Origin of the sequence: Vibrio sp. V04_P4A5T148, from assembly GCF_963875605.1 — a bacterium.
Classification (GTDB): domain Bacteria; phylum Pseudomonadota; class Gammaproteobacteria; order Enterobacterales; family Vibrionaceae; genus Vibrio; species Vibrio anguillarum.
In genome coordinates this window covers 14,952-41,715 of record NZ_CAWNMS010000044.1, presented here as the reverse complement: position 1 = coordinate 41,715, position 26,764 = coordinate 14,952, and the positions used below count along the sequence as shown (strand labels likewise).

Sequence of the window (26,764 nt, the reverse complement as noted above, 5' to 3'; positions counted from 1 at the left end):
GGTACGCCAGGTTGCTCGGCCAGAGAGGCAGCTAGGGCAACGAGTCTTTGAGTACGTCTTGGGTCATTGAGGTGAGCTTGACCAAATTGCTTTTGTGCCCAGAGGGTTGGTTCTATATAAGTCATTCTAATCATCCTTGTTATTGCTTAGATGATCAGATCATGAAACATAAAATTAGTTCAAAAAAATCCCCAAGCAGAGGCTTGGGGATTTGTGTATAAGAGACAGACCCTAACCCTCCCCTTGAAGGGGAGGGAATTAGTTTTGTGAGCGTTGGGAGTAAGCTATTTATGATGATAGATGTGGTTTGCTAAAACAGTTTTTGCCACTTAATGCTTTAAAGTAGAAGCTCATAACGGTTCTGTTCCTCCCCCTTTTAGGGGGAGGGAATTAGTTTGTGATCGTTGGGAGTAAGCCATTAATGATGATCGACGTGGCTTGCTGAAACAGTTTTTGTCCAAAAATGAGCTAGAAATTAATCTCTATTTATTGTCATTTCATTAATCTCAGTAGTAGTAACAAACCTCAAAAATGATCAAACTATATTGTTCTCCGACAATCGCGTTAACCTCAGTTAAATAACGAGACAAAAAAGGTCGCTCCTTATGGGCGACCTTTTCAATATACGGTTTTGAAGTGAGAATGAGTCATCACTTCATCACTTGAAATAGCAATTACTCTTCTTCAGGGTCCGCTTTCGTTTCGGCGCTAAATTCCAACACTTGGTTGTCGATTAAGCGTACTTTACCCAGAAATGCAGACACTAAGATTACCGCTTGTGTGGTCTCGTTCGAGATCAATTGCAGCGTTTTCGCATCGCGAATAAATAGCTCATCAGGGTGCAGACCTGCGGCGCGCAGTTGATCACTGGCATCTTCAATGATCGACGCGTAATCGTCGCGGCCACCACGCAGTGCACTGCTTATCCAACGCATGGTGCGAGCAAGGACAGGAGCACGTTGGCGTTCATCTAACGTCAGCAGCCCGTTACGTGAACTCATCGCCAAGCCATCCATTTCACGGACGGTAGGGACGCCGACAATCTCGATATCCATACAAAGATCGCTGACCATTTGGCGGATCACCGCTAACTGTTGAAAATCTTTTTCACCAAAACAGGCAACATTCGGCTGCACTATGTTGAACAGCTTAGCAACTATGGTTGCAACGCCACGGAAATGCCCTGGTCTTGATGCGCCTTCGAGCATATGAGAAAGCCCCGGTACTTCAACAAAGGTCTGTTTTTCTAATCCTTGCGGGTACATTATTTCTGGGGTTGGGGTAAAGACCAAATCAACCGCTTCCGCGTTGAGTTTACTTAAGTCTTCATCCAGTGTTCTCGGGTAGTTATTTAAGTCATCCGCGCGGTCAAATTGCATCGGGTTAACAAAAATACTGACCACGACCACATTGCCCTCTTCACGTGCTTTACGCACTAGGGTTAAGTGGCCTTCATGTAAATTGCCCATGGTCGGCACAAAAGCGACTCGGCGGCCTTCACGCTTATACTGTTTGATCTGCTCGCGAAGAGCTGAAATGTCAGCAAAAGTTTGCATGAATATCTCCTTTAGGCGATGGTATGAGCGTCATCAGGGAAAGCGGCACTTTCTACATCTGCGATGTATTTTGCGACGGCTTTACGCATATCCCCTGTTTCAGCAAGAAAGTTTTTCGAGAATTTTGGCATGTAATTCGCCGAAATTCCGAACATATCGTGCATTACTAGAATTTGTCCATCGGTCACGTTACCTGCGCCAATGCCAATCACTGGCACATCAAGCACTTCGGTAATTCGCGCTGCTAGGCTGGCCGGTACACACTCTAATAACACAATTTGTGCGCCCGCTTCTTGGAGCGCCAACGCGTCTTTGACCATTCGATCTGCTTTTTCTTGGTCGCGGCCTTGTACTTTATAGCCACCAAAAATATTGACCGATTGTGGAGTTAAACCAAGGTGTGCGCAAACCGGAACCGCGCGTTCAGTCAGCATTTTCACCGTCTCGACCAGCCAATCACCACCTTCGATTTTGACCATATTTGCACCCGCTTGCATCAATTTAGCGGCGCTTTCACAGGCTTGTTGTGGTGTGGCGTAGCTCATAAAAGGCATATCAGCCATCAATAAACAGTTAGGGCTACCAGCACGCACGCTGCGTGTGTGGTAGGCAATCTCTTCAACGGTGACGGGTAGGGTATCTGTGTGACCTTGTAGCACCATGCCCAGAGAATCGCCCACTAATAATACAGGCATCTCTTGGCTTTCAAAAAGCTGAGCAAAGCTTGCGTCATACGCGGTGACGGTTGCAAATTTACGACCTTGTTGTTTCCATTGGATCAGATCGTTTATGGTGATTTTTTTCATTAAATGTCCTTACGAGGCGCTGGCGAGTGCCAAATACCGAGCCCGTTACGTTCGACGAGCGGTAACAGTTGATTGAGCTCAGTCCCATCAGGGAGTTGTAAACTTGGTGCGATTTCGGCGAGCGGGTAGAGCACGAATTCACGTACTTTCATTCCGTAGTGAGGAATGGTCAATCGCTCGGAATCGATCACCTCATTGCCGTAAAGAAGAATATCCAGATCGAGCGTTCTTGGCCCCCAACGTTCTTCTTTGCGAACTCGCCCTTGCTCTAACTCGATATTTTGTGTGCAATCGAGCAGCTCAAGTGGCGTTAAATCGGTTTCTATCGCAACCACCGCATTGATGTAATCGGGCTGGTTTTGTGGCCCCATCGGTGTACTACTGTACAAGGATGAGGCGCTTAAAAATCGAGAGTGTGGCAAACATTTCAAGGCTTCAATGGCCTGCTCAGCTTGCGCGATTGGGTCGCCTAAATTACTGCCAACAGCAATATAAACGAGAATCATGATTCTGGGCGGCTCTTTTTATTACGTGGGCTTCTGCGGCGGCGTACATTGGGTTTGTTACTTGCGCCACTTTCCAAATCATTTGCCATCGCTTGGCGCATATCCCGCCCGGCGCTTTCAAACGTTGTCCACCAGTCAGCCAGCTTCTTCGTTTCTCCGCCTTCGATCTCGCCACGCATTTGTAGAAAATCAAAACCCGCTCGGAATTTGTTGAGCTCCATAAGGCGGAAGGCGCGTTTCCCATTGCGACGTGGTAAGCGCAACTGCAATTGCCAAATTTCGCGAATTGTCGCGGTATGACGACGAGGTATGGCAAGGGTTTTCACCACTTGGTCAAGGATGAGGTTACTCGCTTCCATGACGGCGTCGTAATAGGCGAAATTACGCTGCTGCATTAACGCATCAGCCAGTTTCACTGTCGGGTACCAGAACATGGCCGCAAACATGAAGGCTGGGTTGATGCGTTTACCTTCTTCAATACGCAGGTCGGTTGAGTCTAAGACCAGATCCAACATCTGTTCTGTGTGCGAGTCGTAGTCTGGAGTGAACTCTTGAGCTATCACAGGGAACAACTGCTGGAACAGGTTGTACTCACGCATTAAGTGGTAGGTTTCTAAACCGTGGCCGGTTTGCAGCATCTTTAGCGATTCTTCGTACAAACGTGCCGCAGGAATATCTTGCAGTAAAGGAGCAAGATGTTCGATTGGGTCGGCAGTCTCTTCTTCGATATCGAAATCGAGCTTGGCCGCAAAACGAATCGCACGCAACATGCGCACTGGGTCTTCACGGTAGCGCGTTTCAGGATCGCCAATTAAGCGGATGAGCTTATCTTCTAAGTCGTCCATGCCGCCAGCATAATCATGAATGCTGTAATCACCGATGTTGTAATACATGGCGTTAATCGTGAAGTCACGGCGTTCAGCATCTTCATCAATGGTGCCGTAGACGTTATCACGAAGCAGCATACCCGCTTCAGATTGTGCTGAGACGTTTTGGCTCGGCTCTTGATGGTGTCCACGGAAAGTCGCCACTTCCACTACGTCGCGGCCAAACATGATGTGCGCTAAGCGAAAGCGACGGCCGATCAAGCGGCAATTGCGAAACTGTTGGCGTATTTGCTCTGGTGTTGCATTAGTGGCGATATCAAAATCTTTTGGTGTCTCACCTAATAGTAGGTCGCGTACTCCACCACCGACTAAATAGGCGTCAAAACCTGCGCCATGAAGTCGGTATAGCACCTTGAGCGCATTATCGCTGATTTGCTTGCGCGAAATATTGTGTTCATCACGAGTGATAATATTTAGAGCTAAGTCTTGGTAAACGCGATTTTCGCGTGGTGTATAGTCGTTTTTATTCATGTGCATCTGGCAATAATTGGTTTTTGCCAACCTTGCTTTTGTTATTTAAAGTGCCCGTTCGGGACGATTTTGCGGCTAATCATAGCGTAAGGATAGCCTTTTGAGAATCACGGTGTGATCTCGGTCTCCCGAGGGAGTTGTTCAACGTGCCAATTCTGACTGCCCCAAAAGATAATTTCATCGATGGAAGCGTCGCTAATCTCTTGTTTTATCTCAAACCCTAAAAAGCGCATTGCCTTAAGCAAGGTAGGTTTAGGGTTTTGAATATCAATGGCTGTGGCATGATTCTGTTTGGATAATTTATTGCCATTACCATCCATCGCGAGCGGCAGGTGAAGGTAGCTTACCGGAGTTTTATGTAAGCAATGATACAAGCTGATTTGTCGTCCTGTTGGTTCAATTAAATCGGCTCCCCGTACCACTTCCGTCACTCCTTGATCGATATCATCGAGCACTACGGCAAGATTATAAGCAAATAAACCGTCACGTCGCTTAATGATGAAGTCTTCCTGTGCTAATGCTTTAGGAATGTGAATTTCGCCATGTTTTTGGTCGAAAAATGACTCTACCGGTGTATCAACACGCAACCTAACCGCGCAATCTTCGGTTAATGTTGGTTTTTTATAGCGGCATGTACCGGGATAAAAGCCACCTATCTGTTTAATTTGTTTACGCGTGCAATCACAATAATAGGCTTGCCCTGATTCAAGCCAAGCCTCAATTTGATCTTGGTATAAAGTGTGGCGCTGGCTTTGATAAACCACCTCGTCATCCCAATGCAAACCATAGGCTTCGATGGCTTGAAGTATCAGGGTGGAGGCTCCTGGCATTTCCCTTGGCGGATCTAAATCTTCGATGCGAACCAACCACTTACCTTGCTGTGATTTTGCTTGAAAGTAGCTGCCAAGTGCAGCGATCAAAGAACCAAAATGAAGTGGGCCTGAAGGTGATGGGGCAAATCGGCCAATATAGTGCATTGCGATTCATCCAAGTTACAAGTTATTTGGGTATCGAGTGAAAACAAAAAGGGAGCTTTAGCTCCCTTTTTTAACACAAACAAAAGGTAAGATTAACCTTGCATCTGTTTTTCTTTAAGTTCGGCTAGCGTTTTGCAGTCAATGCAAAGGTCCGCTGTTGGTCGAGCTTCTAAGCGACGAACGCCGATTTCCACGCCACAAGATTCACAAAAACCAAAATCATCTTCTTCAATTTTGCTTAATGTTTTTTCAATTTTCTTGATCAAGCGACGTTCACGGTCACGGTTACGCAATTCCAAGCTGAATTCTTCTTCTTGAGAAGCGCGATCAACGGGATCGGGAAAGTTTGCGGCTTCATCTTGCATATGGTGAACGGTACGCTCAACTTCTTCACGAAGTTGGTTGCGCCAAGCACTTAAAATTTTTGTAAAGTGAGCTATTTGCTCAGGTGACATATACTCTTCACCTGGCTTTTCCTGATACGGCTCAACACCTGCAATGGCTAGGATGCCTATCGCTTTTTTCTTTAATTCCGGCATGCAGCATCTCCTACTAACACCTAGTCAACTGCGCGAGCAGCTAATTTTAGGCGGGTATCTATAGCAAAAAGATCTATAGGAGGCAAACACTCAATCGTAAACTTATTGTCAATGTGAAGGCGCCATCAATTTTTTGTCACTAATGGGCGAATTCTACAGTGTTAACGAGCTTGATTTCATTCCTTGAAAGTACAGCCTTGTAGCACAGTACTTCCACCCCTTCTTTTTGCGCTTGTTTCAATAATAGTGAATAGTTTGCGTCTATATGGAGTGCAGGCGAGACTTTTTCAATCCCTGAATGCAAAACAGCAAACAAAAGTACTGCTCTGCTTCCACTTTTTGCCATTTCCGTTAATTCACGCAAATGCTTTTGTCCACGCGTTGTGACGGCATCGGGGAAATAACCTTGCCCTGAATTGCAGGCGACATCGTCGTGTGGAGAGTAACGCTCATCCAATAAGGTGACGCTTTTCACTTCTATATAGCACGTCGGTTTAGAGGGTGATTTGAGCAAGATATCAATTCGGCTATTTTCTTGGCCGTAGCGCACTTCAGTTTGTAATTGCTCATACCCTTGCAGCTCTTTGATGATGCCGTTTTGAATCGCTTCTACTGCCAGCGTATTCGCCCGAGCCGTGTTGACGCAAATGCAGTGGCCTTGCTGGGTTTCAGTCAGCTCCCAACTGTGTGGGTATTTACGTTTAGGGTTGTCCGAGGTGGAGAACCAGACACGATTACCCGCCTCGGCGCAGCCCGTCATCGCGCCAGTATTGGCGCAGTGAATAGTCTCTTGTTGACCATCGGCAAACTCAATGTCGGCCAAAAAACGCTTGTAGCGTTTGAGCAAGGTCGCGGATCGAAGTGGAGGATTGAACTGCATTTATCTACTGTTTTTATGTACAATGTTGCCGCCATTTAACCATAAGGATTGCACATTGTCACAATTGCCCATTCAAGCTGTGATGCCCGAGCTGCTGGCGGGAGTACAAGCTCACCCACAGATGATTGTCAAAGCCGCTCCTGGCGCGGGTAAGTCGACCCATTTCCCGTTACAGCTATTAAAAGCGCAATTATTCACGGGTAAGATCATCATGCTTGAACCGCGTCGTTTGGCGGCGCGCAGTATTGCTTGCTATTTAGCACAGCAATTAGGTGAGAGTGTTGGGCAAACTGTCGGCTATCGTATGCGTGGTGAGAGTAAAGTCAGCGCAGCGACACAGCTTGAAATTGTGACAGAAGGGATCATGACACGTATGATCCAAACCGATCCTGAGCTAAGCGGAATCGATCTCTTGATCTTCGATGAGTATCACGAGCGGAGTATTCACGCGGATACGGCTCTCGCATTGAGTTTGGAAGTGCAATCAGCGCTGCGAGAAGATCTTAAAATCGTCGTAATGTCGGCAACCTTAGATCAACTGGCATTACAGTCATTATTACCCCAAGCGCTTTATGTGCAATCTGAAGGTCGTGCTTATCCAGTTGAAGTGCGCTATGCACCGCTGCGAGCCAATGATTATCTTGTGCCGACGATGAGCAAACAGATTGAAGGCTTGATGCGAGCTGAAAGTGGCTCTCTGCTGGCATTTTTACCTGGCGTTTTAGCCATTAAACAGCTTGAACAGCAGCTCGCACACTTAGCCGATGAGTTTGATATTTGTCCTTTATACGGGCAGTTGAGTCTACAAGCGCAGCAAAAAGCGATTGCGCCTGCAGTAGCCGGCAAACGGAAAATTGTGCTAGCGACTAATATTGCCGAAACATCGCTGACCATTGAGGGGATACGCTTAGTGGTGGATGCAGGGCTAGAGCGGATAGCGAAGTTTGATCTTAAAACGGGCATCACTCGTTTAGAGCAAGTGAAAATTGCCCAGTCATCGGCGCAGCAACGCACGGGGCGCGCCGGACGCCTAGAACCCGGCATCTGTTTGCGCCTTTACAGCGAAGCACAATATAAGCAGCAACCCAATGTACCGAGCGCGGAAATATTGCACAGTGACTTAGCGCCTTTGGCGATGGAGCTTGCGCAGTGGGGTGTGGTGTCGGTTAACGATTTGCCTTGGCTAGATACTCCACCACCAGCAGCGATGCAGCAAGCTTGGAGTCTATTACATACGCTTGGTTTGATGGACAGCAAACAGCAGCTCAGCGCATTGGGTAAAAAAGCGCAGTCACTCGGTGTGGAACCAAGGCTGGTGAGTATGTTGCTCAAAGCCCATCAAACGAGTAATTCAATGCTAAATACGGCGCTCGCTGTGACCGCTTTATTGGAAGAGCCTGAGCGTAATGTGCTGGATTTACAACATAGCTTAATGCGTTGGCAGCAAGCGACTCACCCTAAAACACAAAACTTACATCAGCGTGCCACGACGCTTGCGCGCGCCCTCGGTGGCCAATTTCAGCTAAAAAAAGTGGATGAATCATTGCTGGCGTTAGTGCTGAGTTTGGCTTTTCCCGATCGCATTGCTCAGCGCCGCAGCGAGTCGCAACGGGGGCAGTTTTTACTGGCGAATGGTCACGGCGCGCAAATGCGTGATGATGAACGCCTCGCGGGCGCGCACTATTTAGTGGTGGTGGATTTAATGCGCAGCGGTTCACAAGCGAGTCAAATCTTTGTTGCGACAGAGTTGGATATTGATGCGCTGCAAGCCCATTTTCCAGAGCTATTTAGTACACAAGAACGAGTCGATTGGGATGAGAAAGCGGGGAAACTGTGCGCGGAAAGGCTAACCCTGTGCGGTAAATTGGTCATTGAGCGTGAAGCGCTGCCAGAGCCTGCTCATGAAAACATGACGCAAGCCTTGCTCAATTATGTCCGTCGCAAGGGGCTATCGGTATTACAGTGGAGCGAAGCGGCGAGCGCTTTATTAACGCGCATACGTTGCGCTGCGCAATGGCTACCGGAAGCGGCGTGGCCTGCTGTAGAGGAACAAGCGCTGCTTGATGATCTTGAAATTTGGTTAGCCCCCTATTTAGTCGGAGTAAAATCGGTCAAAGCGTTAGCGAAAGTACCGCTTCTTGATGCACTCAATGCCTATTTAGGCTGGCCATTAAACCAAGAGATTGATCGCTGGCTTCCAACTCACCACCCGCTACCCACAGGTAATCGAGCCGCCATTCGCTATCAACTGGGCGCGGAGCCGATGTTGTCGGTTCGTATGCAGGAGATGTTTGGCGAGCAAGATTCCCCCACCATCGCTCAAGGGCGCAAAAAAGTGGTGATGGAACTGCTCTCACCTGCGCAGCGGCCTTTGCAGGTAACTCAAGATCTCGCCGGTTTCTGGCAGGGCGCTTATAAAGAAGTACAAAAAGAGATGAAAGGGCGTTACCCAAAACACGTTTGGCCTGATGATCCTGCCAACCACATAGCGACGACGAAAACTAAGCGGCAATTAGCACAATGACAACCCAGAAAAAGCCTACGGGCACTCAAAAAAATAGCGTAAAAAAACCTTCACGTCGCCCGGCCAAGAAGCCTTCACCTCCACGCAAAGCATGGTGGAAAATTGTGTGGGGTATTGGCTGGAAACTGAGCCTTGCACTGGCTGCGGTGCTGTTGTTTGTTGGTATTTACTTAAATAGCGTGGTTAAACAACGCTTCGAAGGTCAGCTTTTTGATTTACCGACCGTCGTGTATGCGCGCATTTTGAATTTAGCACCCGGTGATTACATCCCGCTGCAAGAGCTGCGCAATGAGCTTGATGTACTCAACTATCGCAAAGTGAACCAGCCACGCTATGCTGGCGAGTACTCTTCATCATCAAGCAAAATTGAGATCATCCGCCGCCCTTTTGAGTTTGCCGATGGCCCTGAGCCTGACCGCCATGTGATGCTCCATTTTAATGACAGCGGTTTAGTTCGTATCCAATCTCTTGAGCAAAAAGGGGATTTAGGTTACTTGCGTATTGAGCCCAAAATGCTCGGCATGCTTGAAAAAGGCAACGATGAGCAGCGGCTATTTTTACGTCGTGATCAGTTTCCTGAAGTGATGGTGGATGCGCTACTTGCGACCGAAGATCGCTATTTTTATCAACATGATGGCATCTCTCCGTTTGCGATTGCCCGTGCTTTAATGGCCAATATCAAGGCAGGGCGCACTGTGCAAGGCGGCAGCACGTTAACTCAACAGCTGGCAAAAAATATTTTCTTATCCAGTGATCGAACCTTATGGCGTAAAGTTCGCGAAGCCTATATGGCGCTTATCATCGACTATCGCTACAGTAAAGATCGCATTTTAGAAGCCTACCTAAACGAGGTTTATTTGGGGCAAAGTGGCGGTGAGGCGATTCACGGTTTCGGCCTCGCCTCACGGCTTTATTTCGGTCAACCATTGCAAGAATTGCGCATTGATCAATTAGCGTTGTTGGTGGGCATGGTTAAAGGGCCTTCTTATTATAACCCTACGCGTTACCCTGAACGTGCTAAAGAGCGTCGCGACTTGGTTTTAAAGCTGATGATGCAGCAAGATATTTTGACGGCTAAACAGTTTGAACAAGCGGCCAGTCGACCGTTAGATGTGCAAAAGCATCCTCACATTGCCAGCCGGCAGCCAGCGTATTTTCAGCAGTTAAAAATTGAACTGAAAGAGAAAGTGGGCGACGCCTTCAAAGCGGATACTGGCTTGCGCGTTTTTACCTCGCTCGATCCTGTTTCGCAAGTCAAATTGGAGCTGGCGATTGATCGACAAATTCCAGTGCTTTCCAAAACGGCGGGGAAAAACTTAGAAGCCGCAGCAATCGCTGTTGATCGAACCAGTGGTGAAATCCGTGCCATGGTTGGCGGTAAACAGACCGGTTATGACGGCTTTAACCGAGCTTTAAATGCAAGCCGTCCTATCGGCTCGTTAGTCAAACCAGCGGTCTATCTCACCGCACTCGCACAGCCAGATAAATATAACTTAGCCAGCACGCTTATCGATAAACCCATCACACTCAAAGGGAATAAAGGCGAAGTGTGGTCACCACGCAATTTTGATCGTCAGTTCCGTGGTGAAGTGCCGTTGTATCTCGCGTTAGCTAAATCACTGAATGTGCCCACGGTACAATTGGGCATGCAGCTTGGGATTGAACAAGTTTCTGACACTTTGGTGCGGCTTGGTGTCAACAAAGAGGAGATCCGTCCTGTACCGTCGATGTTTCTTGGCGCGTTCTCTCTGACGCCTTATCAAGTGGCGCAGATGTACCAAACCTTAACCAACTCGGGTAAAAAAGCGCCCTTATCGGCGCTGCGCTCGGTATTGGATTTAGAGGGCAATGTGCTCTATCAATCAATTCCCAAAGTATCCCAAGCCGTTGAGCAGCAAGCGGCGTGGCTTACAACTTATGCGATGAAGCGAGGAGTACTTGAAGGGACCGGGCGCTATCTCAATAATCAGTTCGCTTGGGCGGCATTGGCGGGGAAAACTGGTACCACTAACGATAGCCGCGACAGTTGGTTTGTCGGGGTGGATGGTCGTGAAGTCACCACGGTTTGGCTTGGCCGCGATGATAATCAGCCGATCAAACTTACGGGTTCGAGTGGTGCATTACGGGTGTACGCGGAATATTTACAACATCGGATCCCAGAAAAATTACTTCTTCCTTGGCCGCAAGGCATTACCACGATTGGCTTTAAAACCAGTGCCGAGGGTGAATTAGTCCAAGATTGTCACAACGAATTTAAACTGCCTATGTGGGATAAAAGCGGCGCATTGAAACAGAGCTGTGATAAACAACCAGGACAATGGTTAAAAAATCTCTTTCAGTGGTAGCTGGGGGAGTTTATATTAAATTGATTTCAAAGGGATTTAAGGAAGAGTCGTGAAACAGTTTTTAAGTAACTTATTGTTCTTGGTATTCATGTTTCCTGCGACTTTCGCGGTGGCTGATGAGCCACAAGCTGAAAAACCTATGCTGGACAGTGCTGCGCGCCCCAAGATTGCTGTGGTACTTGCTGGTGGCGGAGCAAAAGGTGCAGCGCACATTGGCGTTCTCAAAGCGCTGGAAGAGATGCGCATCCCCGTTGATTTCATTACTGGTACCAGCATGGGCGCTTATGTGGGCGGCCTCTATGCCAGTGGTATGAGCGCCGATGAAATTGAAAGTTTAATTTACAGCGTAGATTGGAATGAAGGTTATCGTGACCGGGTCAACCGTAGCCAACGTCGTGTTCGGGATAAAGAGTACGAAGACCGCTATCAACTGACCACCGACCTTGGACTGCGTTGGGGGGAGATCCGCGCACCACGCGGTGTGGTGCAAGGGCAGAATATGTTGCGTATTTTGCGAGAAACGTCGGGCAATCTCTCTGAATTTCAGTCCTTTGACCAACTGCCTATCCCTTATCGCGCGGTAGCCACTGATATCATTGCTCTTGAGGAAGTAGTGTTGGATCGTGGCTATTTAGTGGATGCGATGATGGCGAGTATGTCAGTACCCGGAGCACTGCCACCTTACGAAGTTAATGGTCGTTGGTTAGTCGATGGCGGTGTGACCAATAACATGCCTGTTGATGTTGCACGTGCCTTAGGGGCTGATATTGTTATCGCGATAGATATCAGTACCGATTACAAAAACCAAGAAGCTTTCACCACCTTTTTGACGGTAGCCGATCAGCTTTCCAACTATCTCGTACAAAGAAGCACTCAAAAACAAGCACGTTTATTGAATGAGCGAGATGTATTTTTACGCCCTGATGTCGGCAGTATGGAAACCACTGAATTTGATAAAATGCCTACGGCTTATAGGAAAGGGTACGATATCGCAATGGCGAACCAATCGGTATTGGCTTCGTTGTCATTATCGAGTGCTAGTTATCAACGCTATGTGGAAGCAAAACAAGCTCGCCGCAGGGCTTTAATTTATGGCGATGATGTAAAGGTTGATGAAATCGTACTCAACAACCGCAGTCATTACAGCGATCAATTGTTAAAAAACCGTTTACATTTAAAGACAGGACAGCCGCTATCAACCGAGCAGATTGAAGCGACGGTCGAAAATCTCTATGCATTGGATCGCTTTGAGTTAGTGACCTATGAATACCGAGAATTTGAAGGAAAGAACCAATTGGTCATCGATGTAAAAGAGAAATCTTGGGGGCCAAATTACCTCAATTTTCGCTTTTTCTTAGAAGATGATTTTCATACGGATAGTCAGTATGCGCTGGGTATCTCTTCCAATTTCACTAACTTAAATTCGTTTGGTTCTGAATTACGTTTCAATCTAGAAATGGGCACCGATAAGATCATCGAAGCGGAGCTTTTTTCTCCTCTGTTCTCAGGGCAAAAAGCGTTTACCTCTGCCTTGGTCACGTTTAGCAATGATAAACGTAATAAGCCAATGCAAGGGTTTGATGACACCAGTCTAGAAGCCAGTAAAGATTATTTACCGATCGCGTATTTAGAATGGATTGGAGAATTGTCGCTTGGTTATCAAGATAAATTATGGCGAGAGTTTAAGGTAGGGATCCGCTATACCGACGGGGAGGCTGAAGTCTCAAATTGGCCATCCATGGGAAATATGGATTACACCCGTGCTGGTGTGTTTGCTAACTACCGCATTGATACCTTAGATGACTTCAGCTTGCCTACCCGCGGTGTTTATCTTGATCTTGAGTATCTTGCATCGCACGATAAAGTTTCTGGCGTCTCTTCCGATCTTGAATCAAACGATACGGTGTATGAATTTTCCGGTGAATTGATCGCTGCTTATAGCCTTGGCAGGCATACTTTGGTCGGTAATCTTGATTACGGTGTGGTACAAAGTAAAAATTCTAGTGAGCCGATAAACCCTAAATCCATTGGTGGTTTCTTAAATTTATCGGGTATCCCTCGTAACAGCTTGATTGGACAGAATAAAGCGTTCACCAGTTTGGTGTATCGTTATCGCTGGTTTGATAATGACTTTGGCCTGTTCAGTTCCCCATTTTATGTCGGAGCATCAATAGAATACGGCGGTGTATGGTCTGATCCTGATCTAAGCTTTGATACCGCCCCATTATACGGTGCGGGATCGGTGTTTGCCGGTGTTGATTCTCCGATTGGACCTATTATGTTTGCTTATGGTCGAACCGAAGATAATTTTGATTCGATATACTTGAGTATTGGCACTACCTTTTAGCGAGAATTGAGCTGAAAAGTGGGCGGTAAGTGACTCAAAAATCATAGAACTTTAGTCTTAAGTTGCTATGTTGGTCAAAATGATAAGATTTTAATTTAAAGTTAAATTTGCTATTCTTCGTCCCACAGTTTGGCCTCTCTGCCGCTGATTACATAAAAATATCTGGCAATGGAGAGCCAAGTTTCCAAGGATGTTTGCCCATCATGTCAATAATAATGGGGTAAACCGCAATGAGAGGAAAAAGTCGTGCTTGAAGCCTACCGTAAACACGTCGCAGAGCGTGCTGCCGAAGGAGTTGTTCCTAGACCCCTAAATGCTGAACAAGTCGCAGGACTTGTTGAACTGTTGAAAAATCCCCCTCAAGGTGAAGAAGCGTTCATGCTTGATCTCCTTGAAAATCGAATTCCTCCCGGTGTGGATGAGGCCGCTTATGTTAAAGCGGGCTTTTTAACCGCCATCACTAAAGGTGAGGTCTCTTCACCGTTAGTGAGCCGCGCAAAAGCTGCGCAACTACTCGGAACTATGCAAGGTGGTTATAACATCGAGCCGCTAGTCTCATTGCTTGATGATGCTGAGCTGGCACCGATTGCGGCTGATGCACTATCGCGTACTCTACTGATGTTTGATGCGTTCTATGACGTAGAAGAGAAAGCAAAAGCGGGTAATGCACATGCACAAAAAGTGCTGCAATCATGGGCAGACGCGGAATGGTTCCTTTCAAAACCGGCGCTTCAAGAGAAGATCACGCTAACCGTATTTAAAGTTACTGGTGAAACCAATACTGATGATTTGTCACCAGCGCCAGATGCATGGTCACGCCCAGATATTCCAGTGCATGCACTGGCTATGTTGAAAAATGAACGTGAAGGCATTCAACCCGATAAAGCAGGCAGCATTGGCCCTATCACTCAAATCGAAGCTCTAAAAGAGAAAGGCCATCAGCTAGTCTATGTGGGTGATGTGGTCGGTACAGGCTCGTCTCGTAAATCCGCGACTAACTCTGTTTTGTGGTTTATGGGTGACGACATCCCATTTGTGCCTAATAAACGCGCGGGTGGCTACGTGCTCGGCGGTAAAATTGCACCTATCTTCTTCAACACCATGGAAGATGCCGGCGCGTTGCCGATTGAAGTTGACGTTACCAAACTCAACATGGGTGATGTGATTGATGTTTACCCATTTGAAGGCAAAGTGTGTAACCACGACACTGGCGAAGTGCTTGCTACGTTCAAGCTTAAAACCGACGTATTGATTGATGAAGTGCGCGCTGGCGGCCGTATTCCACTGATCGTTGGTCGTGGTTTAACGGATAAAGCACGCGAAGCACTAGGCTTAGAAGCGTCAACAGTATTTCGTCGCCCAGTTGCAGTGGCTGATACAGGTAAAGGTTATACACTGGCTCAGAAAATGGTTGGTAAAGCATGCGGCGTGACGGGTGTTCGCCCGGGGACTTACTGCGAACCTAAAATGACCACGGTTGGATCGCAAGATACCACTGGCCCGATGACACGTGATGAATTGAAAGATTTGGCGTGTCTTGGTTTCTCTGCTGATTTAGTCATGCAATCTTTCTGTCATACCTCGGCTTATCCAAAGCCTGTTGATGTGAATACCCATCATACCTTGCCTGATTTCATCATGAACCGTGGCGGTGTTTCACTGCGTCCGGGTGATGGCGTTATTCACTCATGGCTAAACCGCATGTTGTTACCTGATACCGTCGGTACTGGTGGTGACTCGCATACACGCTTCCCGCTTGGCATTTCATTCCCAGCCGGTTCTGGCTTGGTTGCTTTTGCGGCCGCAACGGGTGTGATGCCACTGGATATGCCAGAATCTGTCTTGGTGCGTTTCAAAGGTGAAATGCAGCCGGGCATCACGCTGCGCGATCTAGTGCACGCGATTCCTTATTACGGGATTAAGCAAGGCCTGCTTACAGTGGCGAAAGCGGGGAAAATTAACGAATTCTCTGGCCGTGTGCTAGAAATCGAAGGGGTTGAGCACTTAACGGTTGAGCAAGCGTTTGAACTTTCTGATGCCTCGGCAGAACGCAGTGCGGCGGGTTGTACGGTTAAATTGTCACAAGCCTCAATTGAAGAGTACCTCAACTCTAACATCACTATGTTGAAGTGGATGATCGCCGAAGGTTATGGTGACCGCCGTACTATCGAGCGTCGCATTACGGCGATGGAAGCGTGGCTAGCCAATCCTGAGTTGATGCAAGCGGATAGTGATGCAGAATACGCACATGTGATTGAGATTGATCTTGCTGAGATTAAAGAGCCGATTTTATGTGCGCCAAATGACCCAGACGATGCGCGCTTACTTTCTGATGTACAAGGTACGCCTATTGATGAAGTCTTCATCGGTTCTTGTATGACCAACATTGGTCACTTCCGTGCGGCAGGTAAATTGCTTGAGAAGTTCAATGGTCAGTTAGACACACGTTTGTGGGTTGCGCCACCGACTAAGATGGACAAAGATCAGCTTATCGAAGAGGGCTATTACGGCATCTTTGGCCGCGCTGGGGTACGCATTGAAACTCCAGGATGTTCGTTATGCATGGGTAACCAAGCGCGTGTTGCCGATAAAGCGACCGTCATGTCGACTTCGACCCGTAACTTCCCGAACCGTTTAGGGACTGGCGCGAATGTTTACCTTGCTTCGGCAGAGTTGTCGGCCGTGGGTGCCATTTTAGGCCGCATTCCAACACTGGAAGAGTACCTAGAGTACGCGAAGCAGATCAACGCAACTGCAGCTGATACCTATCGCTACCTCAACTTCCATCGTATGACGCAATACACTAAAAAAGCGGACAGTGTGATTGTCCAGCAAACGGTGTAAGAGCTATCCAAGCTAACCTCCTAATAAAAAAGCCACCGATTCGGTGGCTTTTTACCATTCTAGCTTCTCACTCAATGCTGAAATAACATTAGATTAAGTTCGATTGGTGGCTGCAATGCTCCGCCAACAATGACTTGACCCATAATTCATAACGTTGTTCTGTCAATGGAGTTAAAATGAGTGTGAACGTCATATGGTATTCAGCGAAATAGTTATTGCCTGTGAGACAAGCTAAAAACACACGCGACATTACGCGCGGTCATTTCTACATTTTGCGCCGCTTCGGCAAGGGCTGTAGGCAAGTCGACCGAGCGTGGAACGACACTGAATACCGCATCAATGCCATGTGGGTGAACAACGGCGCAGTCTGCTGACAAGCAGCCTGCAATGCCGATCACTGGCACGGAAAAAAGTTTGGCAGTGCGCGCAACACCGATTGGCGTTTTACCGTGAATGGTTTGGCTATCAATGCGTCCTTCCCCAGTGATGACTAAATCGGCATCCTTTACCACATCGCTAAGGTTCACGGCATCCATCACAATTTCAATGCCCGGACGAAGGCTCGCTCCTAGTAGACCAACCAGCGCCGCACCTAAACCGCCTGCCGCGCCAGCACCCGGCATCTCTTTAACATCACGACCTAATTGCGTTTTGATGATGTTTGCATAATGCGCAAGGTTGGCATCAAGTTGCGCGACCATCTCGGGTGTTGCTCCTTTTTGTGGGCCAAAGACGTGCGAAGCGCCTTGTACGCCGCACAGTGGATTATCGACATCGCAGGCGACCTCCAGTTTGATGCGGGCTAAACGTGGGTCCAGTAGTGTGAGATCAATCGAGGCCAGTTTTGACAATTCACCGCCACCAAAGCCTAATGGATTACCATCTGAATCAAGCAGTTTAATGCCGAGGGCTTGCGCCATGCCGAGGCCACCATCGTTGGTTGCACTGCCACCAATGCCGATGATGATGTGTTCAACACCTTGATCAAGCACGGTTTTAATCAGCTCACCAGTACCGTAGCTGGTGGTGTTCATTGGGTTGCGTTGCTCTGGCGGCACCAGGTGTAAGCCCGATGCGGCCGCCATCTCAATGATCGCTGTTTTACCATCACCCATTAAGCCATAAAAAGCCTCGACTTGCTCACCTAGCGGCGCCGTCACCGTTGTGGTAACAATCGATCCATTAGTGGCATCAACCAGTGATTGGACCGTCCCTTCGCCGCCATCGGCCATCGGTAACTTAATGTAGTGCGCATCGGGTAACACTTGTTTGAATCCATTCTCTATCGCGGTGGCGACTTCCATTGCCGTTAGGCTCTCTTTATAAGAATCTGGAGCAATAACAATTTTCATTTTTTAACACCTTAACTGCGTTAAACAAACAGACCAAATACGCCAAAAATCATCACAGAAATGAAGGCAATCACTAAACCTACTGCCGATTCATAAGGAATTAAGGTGAGACGCTCACGAATGTCCATATGTACCGCTCCGCCCGTGGCGTGGAAGAAACTACCGTGTGGCATATGATCAAGTACGGTCGCACCTGAATGGATCATGGCAGCCCCTGCCAGCGCGGGTACGCCTAGCTCGAGTATAGTGGAGCTAAAGACGCTGGAGGCAACGGCTGTACCTGCGGTGGTTGAAGCGGTTGCCAGTGACATCATTGCACCTGAGATCGGTGCAAGCAGGTAAGAAGGTAACCCAGAAGCGGTCAGTACTTCGATTAAACCGCCTTTAAGACCTGAATTGGCGATGATGCCGGCTAAAGTACCAGTACCAAGCAGCATAACCGCAACCGGAGCCATGCGTGTTAAACCTGAAACCGCGAAGTGGTTAGTGTCTGCAAATCGTCCCATCACGACCGCACCGACTAACCCGCCTAATGGGAGTGCAATTAAAGGATCCACATTGATGCCAGCGATAGGGCGTAGTGCGAGTAACACAATCGCCACTAATGGTGCGATGATCGCTGAGCTAAAGCGGGGTAGCCTAGAATGATCCACCGCAACGACTTCACTGGCGGAGACTTTACTTCCTTTATTGACTAAACGTTTGGCAATCAAGTAAGCCACAATAAGCCCGCAGATCCCAGGAATAATACCCGCCGCCATTACAGAAGTAAGTGGCACGTTAAACGCGTCGGCTGCGGCAATCGCATTAGGGTTAGGTGACATTACGTTACCCGCTTTACCGCCGCCAATCATCGCTAGCAGAATGGCCGCCTTGGAGAGATCGGCACGGCGAGCGATCGCCAGAGCGATAGGAGATACGGTGATTACTGCTACGTCGACAAACACGCCGACCGCAGTCAAAATTAAGGTTGCTAAGGCCAAGGCAAATAAAGCGCGAGTTTCTCCAACCTTTTTCACTATGGTTTCTGCAATGGAAGTGGCAGCGCCTGATTCAATCAATACACCAGCCAAAATACCTGCTGCAAGAATGCGTAGTACTGCGGTCACAATGCCTTGTGCGCCACCAATCATCAGAGCAACGGTGTCGGTCAGCGATACACCGCCGATCACGCCACCGACCAACGCGCCGATGATCATGCCATAGGCGGGTGGTACTTTTTTTAGAATGAGCGTGATAGCTACGACTAATGCGGCCAGAGCTCCGAGAGTTGAAACTTCAATCATCTTCTATATCCATATTTTTTATCAGTGATTGGCTGCAATATAGGGAGCAAAAATAAAAGAGTCTTCGGTCTATTGCACAGATTACTGGCTTTGACGCGACTGATTAATTGTGCAAATGCACAATTTTATGTTTTTATTTGAAGCAAGATAAAGCCAAATAAAGGTGAGTAATGTCATTTAACTGATTGAATTTTAAAGCGGTTACTTGCTCAATTTTTTCAAGCCTATAGCGCAAGGTATTACGGTGAATATGCAGTGCTTGGCAAGTTTGATGAACATCGCAGTTTTGCTCAAAATAATGGCGGAGGGTTTTAATTAATATTCCCTTAGTATCATACCGTTCCAGCAGGGTATAAGGTTGGCGTAACTGCTCGCGGCTCCATGGCTCATGCTGTACGCTATTGAGCAGTACAGGTAACTTATCATCTTGATAAAAGAAGACGTCTCCCTGTTTATGGTGGGAGGCTTGCATCGTCAACTTGGCGGTTTGATAAGATTGAGCCAGCCCAGAGAGCGTTGGAAAATAATCACCTAGTGCAATTTTGATGGTGAATTTGCCCTCTTTTTTCACTCGCTTCAACAGTTGATTGACTCGTTTAGTTTCGGCCTCTTGTGACCAACCTTTTTCGGTGAGTGAGATGGGTTTTAAAACCACTACTTCGTTGTGAGAAACTGAAATGATCCCCACCAAATTGTCCCGTTCAGGGTATTCCAGCAGATGCACCAACTGCTGTAAGTGTTCTAGCGATAAGGCGGTATCGTTATCTGGGATCAATTTGACCACGGCAGCGATACGCGGCTGGGAAAGGTCGAGCCCTAATCGCTCGGCGATTGAATTGAGCTGTGTTTCGTTGAGAGTGGCACCTTGAATTAGTTGTAATAGCAGCTCTTCACGGTGGCGCTTATTCCACTGTACTTGTGCCATCAGTGCGGCTTGTTCAACGATAAGCTCCGCCGTCATTTTGACCAGCTCGCCATAACGGTGAACCTCCGTTGGGTTACCGGAAATTCCAACCACGCCGATCACTCGTTGTTGATAAATGATGGGGAAATTGATGCCGGGTTTAACGCCTTTTAGGTAACTGGCGGTGGCATGATCAATTTCAACCACTCGATTTTCATTGATGGCTAAAATCGCCCCTTCGTGTTTCTGGTGCAAACGAGTGGGATCACCTGAGCCAATAATGCGTCCCTTTTCATCCATTACGTTGACTGAATAAGTGATGATCTTCATCGCTCTTTCTACAATCTGGCGTGCGGTGGTTTCTGTGATCTGCATAATCTCAAGTGGTTTCGTTAGCCATAATCACCGATAATAACAAAGTTATCCGTATCCCCAAGCACCAATATCGAGAACCCGATGGACTACGAATTTAAAAAAAACACCCTAGATGGGAGCTATTACTGCTCTTTTTCGATGGGGCACGAAATTATTGGCCGTTGGCTACAAGAGGAGATCAGCAACGATCTTCCCAAAATAGATCAAGTTATTGCGCTAATGGCAGCATCGAAACGTGCATTTAATCAAGAGCAGACGCTTGAGGGGCAGGAAATCAGCGTGATGATTCTTGCCGATGAGGTCACGGTTCAGGCCAATGTTTTGACGCATGGTGAAGCGCTTGATAGTGACAGTGAGTTTGATTTTTACGATTGTGAAAGCACTGCAAGCTGCGGCATTGATGATTTTGCTTTGATGATCAAGCAGTGGTGCGAATTTGTACGTTACTCACCTGCGGACTTCACTTAGCGCTGCACAAAACTGGTGAAGATTAAACACTTCGCTTTATTTGTGGGAAAGGGTTGCACCTTATTTGTGCAACCCTTTTCTTTTTGGCATAAGAAATGGTTGCAAATCTTTTAAAATCATTAAGTTAAAAAGTTGGCACGCGGCTTGGATTGTATTGATCGTAAACGGACTACTGCTTGTGAGAGGATGCAATGAAACTGATCAACGCGATAATTAAACCATTTAAGTTAGACGATGTGCGTGAAGCTTTGGCCGATGTCGGCATCGAAGGGATGACGGTTTCCGAAGTGAAAGGCTTTGGTCGCCAAAAAGGGCACACCGAGCTCTACCGAGGCGCGGAATATCAAGTCGATTTTCTGCCTAAAGTGAAATTAGAAATAGCGACACAAGCTGAAAATGTCGATCGCGTGATAGAGGCGATTATCAAAGCGGCGCACACCGGAAAAATTGGTGACGGAAAAATTTTTGTGTATGACCTCAGCCAAGCTGTGCGTATTCGTACTGGCGAAATGGACAGTGAAGCACTGTAAAGATTCAAAGGATTGGAGATAACCATTATGGAATTAGCAGCAACGGTAACAGAGCTACGTTACGCACTCGATACGTTTTTTTTCTTGATTTCGGGTGCGTTGGTGATGTGGATGGCGGCTGGCTTTGCCATGCTAGAGGCGGGTTTAGTTCGTTCTAAAAACACCACTGAAATTTTAACCAAAAACTTTTGTTTGTACGCGATTGCCTGTACCACGTATTTAGTGGTTGGTTACAACATTATGTATGTTGATAACGCAGAAGCAGGCTGGCTGCCTTCATTCGGCTCCTTGATAGGTAGCCAAGCAGAAGGCGCGGATCACTCCCTTGAATCAGACTTTTTCTTCCAAGTGGTGTTTGTGGCAACCGCGATGTCGGTGGTTTCTGGCGCTGTCGCTGAGCGAATGAAATTGTGGTCGTTCCTTATTTTTTCCGTCATTTTGACCGCATTCATTTACCCAATGGAAGGCTATTGGACTTGGGGTGGTGGCTTTCTTTCAGCTGCCGGTTTCAGTGATTTTGCCGGCTCTGGTATTGTTCACTTAGCGGGTGCATCGGCGGCGCTAGCTGGGGTCATCTTGTTGGGAGCACGTAAAGGTAAATACGGTAAAAATGGTGAAATTTACCCTATTCCGGGCTCCAACATGCCACTTGCGACTTTGGGTACATTTATCCTGTGGTTTGGCTGGTTTGGTTTTAACGGTGGTTCACAACTAATGCTGTCTGATTTTGAAAACGCAACAGCGGTTGGTCAGATTTTCCTCAACACCAATGCCGCTGCAGCAGCGGGTTCTATCGCGGCTCTATTAGTGTGTAAAACCACTTGGGGTAAAGCGGATTTAACCATGGTACTCAACGGTGCGTTGGCCGGGTTAGTGGCTATTACCGCTGATCCTCTCTCTCCATCACCACTGTATGCGGTAGCGATTGGTGCTGTAGCGGGTGTGTTGGTTGTGTTTAGCATTATAGCCCTTGATAAAGTGAAAATTGACGATCCTGTGGGCGCAATTTCAGTACATGGCGTATGTGGTTTGTTCGGTTTAATGGTTGTGCCAATCAGCAATACTGATGCGAGCTTTGGCGCTCAACTACTTGGAGCCGCAGTGATTTTCGCTTGGGTATTTGGTGCAAGCCTTGTGGTTTGGGGCATCCTGAAGGCAACGATAGGCATTCGAGTTTCGGAAGAAGAAGAATTAGAAGGGATGGATATGCACGACTGTGGGGTGGGGGCCTACCCAGAATTCGTGACAATAAAGTAATATTTCCTTACAGATAACCTACCTAAAAACCTGCCGATTAAGGCAGGTTTTTTTATTGATTGAATTGTTTTTCAATCTATCATCAATATAATAACGAAACTGATAAACATTATCATTACCAATTTTAAAGGGAACTAGAAATGAAGAAACTGCTTACTCTGTCTGCGATGGCATGTAGTGTGATGGCTCCGAGCGCGATGGCGGCAGAGGAGGTTAACGTTTACTCATACCGCCAACCATTTTTGATTGAGCCGATGTTTAAAGAGTTCACTCAACAAACGGGCATTAAAGTGAATGTGAAGTTTGCGAAAGAAGGGATTGCTGAGAAATTGGTACAAGAGGGTGAGTACAGCCCTGCTGATGTGATTTTAACCTCAGAATTTAGCCGTCTTTTTGAGTTATCTGAAAAAGGTTTAGTCCAAGCGGTGGATAACAAAACCATTGAAACTAACATTCCCGCCCAATATCGCGATAGCGCAGATGAGTGGTTTGCACTAACAATACGTACCCGTAGCGTCTACTCATCACGCGATCGCGTAGGCAAGCTGGGTGATGACTTCAATTACGCTGACCTCGCGAAGCCTGAATTTAAAGGCAAAATCTGTACTCGTAGTGGTAAGCACCCTTACAACGTGGCGCTGGTTGCATCCATGATTGCAGAGCAAGGCGAAGCGAGCACTAAAGTTTGGCTTGAAGGTGTCAAAGCAAATTTAGCACGTAAGCCTCAAGGTAACGATCGTGACCAAGTTAAAGCGATTAAAGAAGGTTTGTGTGATGTCTCATTGGGTAATAGCTATTATTTAGGGAAAATGTTAGCTGATGATAAGCAAAAATCATGGGCTGAAGCCGTCTACATCAACTTCCCCGGCCAGAATGCGCAAGGCACGCACGTTAACGTGAGTGGTATGGCGATGGCGAAGTACGCGCCTAACAAAGAAAACGCAGTTAAGCTGATGGAGTTTTTGACCAGCGATAAAGCACAGCACATGTACGCTGACGTCAACTTTGAATACCCAGTAAAAGCAGGTGTTGAGCGTTCTGCACTAGTCGCTTCATGGGGCGATTTTAAAGCAGATCCACTGCCGCTCGAAAAAATTGCCGACAATCATGCCGCGGCAATTAAGCTGCTTGATGAAGTGAAATTTGACCTTTAATCGGTTCTAGGGGTATAACAGTGCCCCTATTCTATTGAAGGGGCATGAGATGTATTTGCAAACGCATTTATGTGTCAGTAAGCCTTATTGTAATTAGGCAATGAAAGAAAAAAATACATTATGGAAAACCAGTAGTGCCAGTGTCACTGTGCTACTGGTTTTGCCGATCTTAGCCATCTTTATTACCGCTGCGGGACAAAGTGATGAGGTTTTTGCTCATCTCATGTCAACCGTGATGCCCACCTATACCTTTAATACCGTCGTATTGACGTTCTGTGTGATGGGGCTTTCTTTGCTATTTGGCATTCCCAGTGCTTGGTTAATGGCGATGTGTAAGCTGCCTACCGAACGCATTTTACAATGGGCTTTGGTGTTACCACTTGCGATGCCCGGCTACATTATCGGTTACATCTTTACCAGTTGGTTTGACTACGCAGGCCCAGTGCAAGTGTTACTTAGAGATATTACGGGTTGGGGCGCAGGTGATTACTGGTTTCCCGACATTCGCAGTTTGGGCGGGGCAAGCATTGTGCTTGCGCTGGTGCTGTACCCATATGTTTACCTACTGTGCCGTGCAGCATTCATGGAACAAAACGTCTCCTTATTGCAATCCGCTCGTCTATTAAAATGCTCTCCGTGGCAGAGTTTTCGTCTTATTTCACTGCCGCTTGCACGGCCCGCGATGGCGGTTGGCCTCTCCTTAGTGGCGATGGAAACGGTGGGAGATTTTGGTACGGTGAGTTACTTTGCCGTTAATACCCTAACGACTGCGGTGTATGACACTTGGCTCGGTTATTCTAATTTGAATGCGGCAGCGAAAATATCCGCCATCATGTTGGTGATTGTATTATTACTACTGAGCGCAGAGCGCTATAGCCGTCGTAAACAGAAATTATTTCAAAGTCAATTTAACAGCCATGAAGATTTTCGCTATCAGTTGCAAGGGTGGAAAAAATGGGCCGCTTTGTGTTGGTGTTGGGGGCTAGTTGCGCTCGCGTTTCTGCTGCCTTTATTGCAGTTGGTCTCATTCGCTTATCACTATTTTGCGAAAAGTTGGACTTCGGAGTTCCAAGACTTTGCGATCAATAGCTTAACGGTTTCGTTGACGGCCGCGCTGGTGGCGGTGTTGATTGCTTTGGTCGTGAATTTTTGCCATCGGTTGAACGCCAACGGGGTGACTTTAGCCTTTATGCGCTTGTCTTCTATGGGGTATGCGGTTCCCGGAACCGTGTTAGCGATTGGTGTGATGGTTCCGGTGCTGTTTATGGATCATTGGGTCAATGATGTTGCTAAAGCGATGCAGTGGGGGCGACCGGGTCTTATCTTTTCTGGTTCGATGTTTGCTATTATTTTTGCTTTAGTGGTGCGTTTTTCGGCCGTGGCGATTGGTAGCATAGAAAGTAGTCTTAATAAAGTCTCACCTTCTTTGGATATGGCGGCTCGAACTATGGGTTATCGATCGAACGCTATGCTGTGGCGAGTTCATCTGCCATTGATCCGCCGTGGTACGCTTATCGCTGGGTTGTTGGTGTTTATTGAGTCAATGAAAGAGCTGAATGCCGCTTTATTATTGCGTCCGTTCAATTTCGAAACCTTGGCGACCTATGTTTATAACTACGCATCGGATGAACAATTAGAAGTGGCTGCTTTGCCTGCGATACTCTTGGTCGCGGTTGGTTTAATTCCGCTTATCGTTGTTAACCGTTCACTGGAGCAAAATCACTGATGAGTTGTGCGCTGTCTATTCATGATTTGACTTGCAAATATGAAAACCAAACGGTTTTACAATCACTGTCGCTGGAAGTAAAACAGGGAGAAATCGTCTGTTTATTAGGAGCAAGTGGTTGTGGTAAAACGACCTTATTGAAAGCCGTTGCGGGTTTGTTGCCACTCAGCTCTGGGGTGATGAGCCTTAATTGTGTGACGATTGATGATGGTCAACATTGGTTGCCACCGGAAGCGCGAAACATAGGGATGATTTTCCAAGATTATGCGCTGTTTCCTCACTTAACTGTTGCGGAAAATATCGCGTTTGGATTGCGTCAACTCTCTCAAACCGAGCGCAAAGCGAAAGTCGAAGAGATGTTGGCATTAGTGCACTTAGCGGGGCTGGGGGATCGTTATCCTCATCAACTATCGGGTGGGCAGCAGCAGCGAGTGGCGATTGCTCGCTCCTTGGCGTATAAACCGGATCTACTGCTGCTTGATGAGCCGTTTTCCAATATCGATACCCAAGTTCGTCATGAGTTGATTGGCGAAATTCGCAACATTTTTAAAAAGCAGGGTGTGACGGCTATTTTTGTGACCCATAGCCGCGAAGAAGCTTTTGCTTTTGCTGATAAAATGGCGGTAATGAACCACGGTGTGATTGAGCAATATGGCACCGCATCAGAGCTGTACTACCAACCGTCGAGTAAATTTGTGGCCGATTTCTTAGGTGGTGGAAGTTATTTAAGCGCCAAACGAATTTCAGAATGGCAATTTGAGACCGATTTAGGTGTAGTAGACGCCAAAGCTCAGCAACCTATTGAGCTTGAAGCCAAATGCGAATTACTACTGCGGCCACAACACATTCAAATTAGTGCGCAGCAAGAGAGCAAAGTCCGCGTGTTAGAGCAGCAATTCATGGGCGATCACTGCCGTTATGTGATTGATGCGTATGGCAGTAAGTTGCTGGCGAGTTCTTCACAGCCGTTGAGCGTTGGGCAAAATGTTGCAGTCAGCATTGATACGCAAGGTGTGTTGGCTTTTTAAAA

At 47.3% G+C, this 26,764-nt stretch carries 21 protein-coding genes; 10 read left to right on the top strand and 11 right to left on the bottom strand.

What is annotated here, in order from left to right; genetic code table 11:
- The 8 genes from AACT18_RS09440 to sfsA all read right to left on the bottom strand — a co-directional run.
- A partial coding sequence (locus AACT18_RS09440) for an IS4/Tn5 family transposase DNA-binding protein (protein ID WP_176428319.1) occupies nt 1-116 on the bottom strand: 116 nt, incomplete at its 3' end.
- 558 nt (nt 117-674) lie between these two features.
- The gene (panC, locus tag AACT18_RS09435; protein ID WP_094125450.1) at nt 675-1,556 is read right to left on the bottom strand and encodes a pantoate--beta-alanine ligase; all 882 of its coding nucleotides are present in this window, start codon (nt 1,554-1,556) and stop codon (nt 675-677) included.
- 11 nt (nt 1,557-1,567) lie between these two features.
- A complete protein-coding gene (gene panB / locus AACT18_RS09430) occupies nt 1,568-2,362 on the bottom strand; it encodes a 3-methyl-2-oxobutanoate hydroxymethyltransferase (protein ID WP_010319550.1) in 795 nt (264 codons plus the stop codon).
- Nucleotides 2,362-2,868 (bottom strand): 2-amino-4-hydroxy-6-hydroxymethyldihydropteridine diphosphokinase, encoded by a 507-nt coding sequence (gene folK / locus AACT18_RS09425; RefSeq protein WP_094125449.1) that lies wholly within the window; start codon nt 2,866-2,868, stop codon nt 2,362-2,364. Before folK ends, panB begins: the two co-directional genes overlap by 1 nt.
- A complete protein-coding gene (gene pcnB / locus AACT18_RS09420; protein WP_026028232.1) occupies nt 2,865-4,226 on the bottom strand; it encodes a polynucleotide adenylyltransferase PcnB in 1,362 nt (453 codons plus the stop codon). Before pcnB ends, folK begins: the two co-directional genes overlap by 4 nt.
- Nucleotides 4,227-4,333: 107 nt before the next feature.
- Entirely contained in the window at nt 4,334-5,203 is an 870-nt protein-coding gene (gene gluQRS, locus AACT18_RS09415) for a tRNA glutamyl-Q(34) synthetase GluQRS (RefSeq protein ID WP_017043010.1), read from the bottom strand.
- Between the two features lie 92 nt (nt 5,204-5,295).
- Nucleotides 5,296-5,742, bottom strand: coding sequence for an RNA polymerase-binding protein DksA (gene dksA, locus AACT18_RS09410; protein WP_013857662.1), 447 nt, complete (start codon nt 5,740-5,742; stop codon nt 5,296-5,298).
- Between the two features lie 139 nt (nt 5,743-5,881).
- Nucleotides 5,882-6,622: a DNA/RNA nuclease SfsA gene (gene sfsA, locus AACT18_RS09405; RefSeq protein WP_017049757.1), complete on the bottom strand. Its 741-nt coding sequence runs from the start codon at nt 6,620-6,622 to the stop codon at nt 5,882-5,884.
- A gap of 55 nt (nt 6,623-6,677) precedes the next feature.
- Here sfsA and hrpB point away from each other — a divergent pair, with 55 nt between their 5' ends.
- From hrpB to acnB, 4 genes are all read left to right on the top strand, one after another.
- Nucleotides 6,678-9,146, top strand: coding sequence for an ATP-dependent helicase HrpB (gene hrpB / locus AACT18_RS09400; RefSeq protein WP_094125448.1), 2,469 nt, complete (start codon nt 6,678-6,680; stop codon nt 9,144-9,146).
- A complete protein-coding gene (gene mrcB / locus AACT18_RS09395; protein ID WP_094125447.1) occupies nt 9,143-11,491 on the top strand; it encodes a penicillin-binding protein 1B in 2,349 nt (782 codons plus the stop codon). Before hrpB ends, mrcB begins: the two co-directional genes overlap by 4 nt.
- 88 nt (nt 11,492-11,579) lie before the next feature.
- The gene (locus tag AACT18_RS09390; protein ID WP_176428311.1) at nt 11,580-13,838 is read left to right on the top strand and encodes a patatin-like phospholipase family protein; all 2,259 of its coding nucleotides are present in this window, start codon (nt 11,580-11,582) and stop codon (nt 13,836-13,838) included.
- Nucleotides 13,839-14,084: 246 nt separating this feature from the next.
- A complete protein-coding gene (gene acnB, locus AACT18_RS09385) occupies nt 14,085-16,682 on the top strand; it encodes a bifunctional aconitate hydratase 2/2-methylisocitrate dehydratase (protein WP_094124663.1) in 2,598 nt (865 codons plus the stop codon).
- A gap of 212 nt (nt 16,683-16,894) precedes the next feature.
- Here acnB and AACT18_RS09380 read toward each other — a convergent pair whose 3' ends face one another.
- The 3 genes from AACT18_RS09380 to AACT18_RS09370 all read right to left on the bottom strand — a co-directional run bounded on the left by AACT18_RS09380 (nt 16,895) and on the right by AACT18_RS09370 (nt 20,599).
- Nucleotides 16,895-18,034, bottom strand: coding sequence for a glycerate kinase (locus AACT18_RS09380; protein ID WP_094124412.1), 1,140 nt, complete (start codon nt 18,032-18,034; stop codon nt 16,895-16,897).
- Nucleotides 18,035-18,054: 20 nt separating this feature from the next.
- On the bottom strand, nt 18,055-19,320 hold the full coding sequence (locus AACT18_RS09375) for a GntP family permease (protein WP_013857655.1): 1,266 nt from the start codon (nt 19,318-19,320) through the stop codon (nt 18,055-18,057).
- Nucleotides 19,321-19,453: 133 nt separating this feature from the next.
- Complete coding sequence (locus tag AACT18_RS09370) at nt 19,454-20,599, bottom strand: sugar diacid recognition domain-containing protein (protein WP_017048371.1); 1,146 nt, start codon at nt 20,597-20,599, stop codon at nt 19,454-19,456.
- An 81-nt stretch (nt 20,600-20,680) separates the two neighbouring features.
- On the opposite strand from AACT18_RS09370, the gene AACT18_RS09365 reads away from it, so the two are divergent.
- From AACT18_RS09365 to AACT18_RS09340, 6 genes are all read left to right on the top strand, one after another.
- Nucleotides 20,681-21,067, top strand: coding sequence for a YacL family protein (locus AACT18_RS09365; RefSeq protein ID WP_010317535.1), 387 nt, complete (start codon nt 20,681-20,683; stop codon nt 21,065-21,067).
- A gap of 191 nt (nt 21,068-21,258) precedes the next feature.
- A complete protein-coding gene (locus tag AACT18_RS09360; RefSeq protein WP_010317537.1) occupies nt 21,259-21,597 on the top strand; it encodes a P-II family nitrogen regulator in 339 nt (112 codons plus the stop codon).
- 27 nt (nt 21,598-21,624) lie between these two features.
- Nucleotides 21,625-22,854 carry an ammonium transporter gene (locus tag AACT18_RS09355; RefSeq protein WP_026029024.1) on the top strand — a complete coding sequence of 410 codons (1,230 nt, stop codon included), beginning with the start codon at nt 21,625-21,627 and terminating at the stop codon, nt 22,852-22,854.
- Nucleotides 22,855-22,994: 140 nt separating this feature from the next.
- Nucleotides 22,995-24,008 (top strand): Fe(3+) ABC transporter substrate-binding protein, encoded by a 1,014-nt coding sequence (locus tag AACT18_RS09350; protein WP_088720897.1) that lies wholly within the window; start codon nt 22,995-22,997, stop codon nt 24,006-24,008.
- A 100-nt stretch (nt 24,009-24,108) separates the two neighbouring features.
- Nucleotides 24,109-25,734 carry an ABC transporter permease gene (locus AACT18_RS09345; RefSeq protein WP_094124376.1) on the top strand — a complete coding sequence of 542 codons (1,626 nt, stop codon included), beginning with the start codon at nt 24,109-24,111 and terminating at the stop codon, nt 25,732-25,734.
- Nucleotides 25,734-26,762, top strand: coding sequence for an ABC transporter ATP-binding protein (locus AACT18_RS09340; protein WP_094124377.1), 1,029 nt, complete (start codon nt 25,734-25,736; stop codon nt 26,760-26,762). Before AACT18_RS09345 ends, AACT18_RS09340 begins: the two co-directional genes overlap by 1 nt.
- Nucleotides 26,763-26,764: the final 2 nt, after the last annotated feature.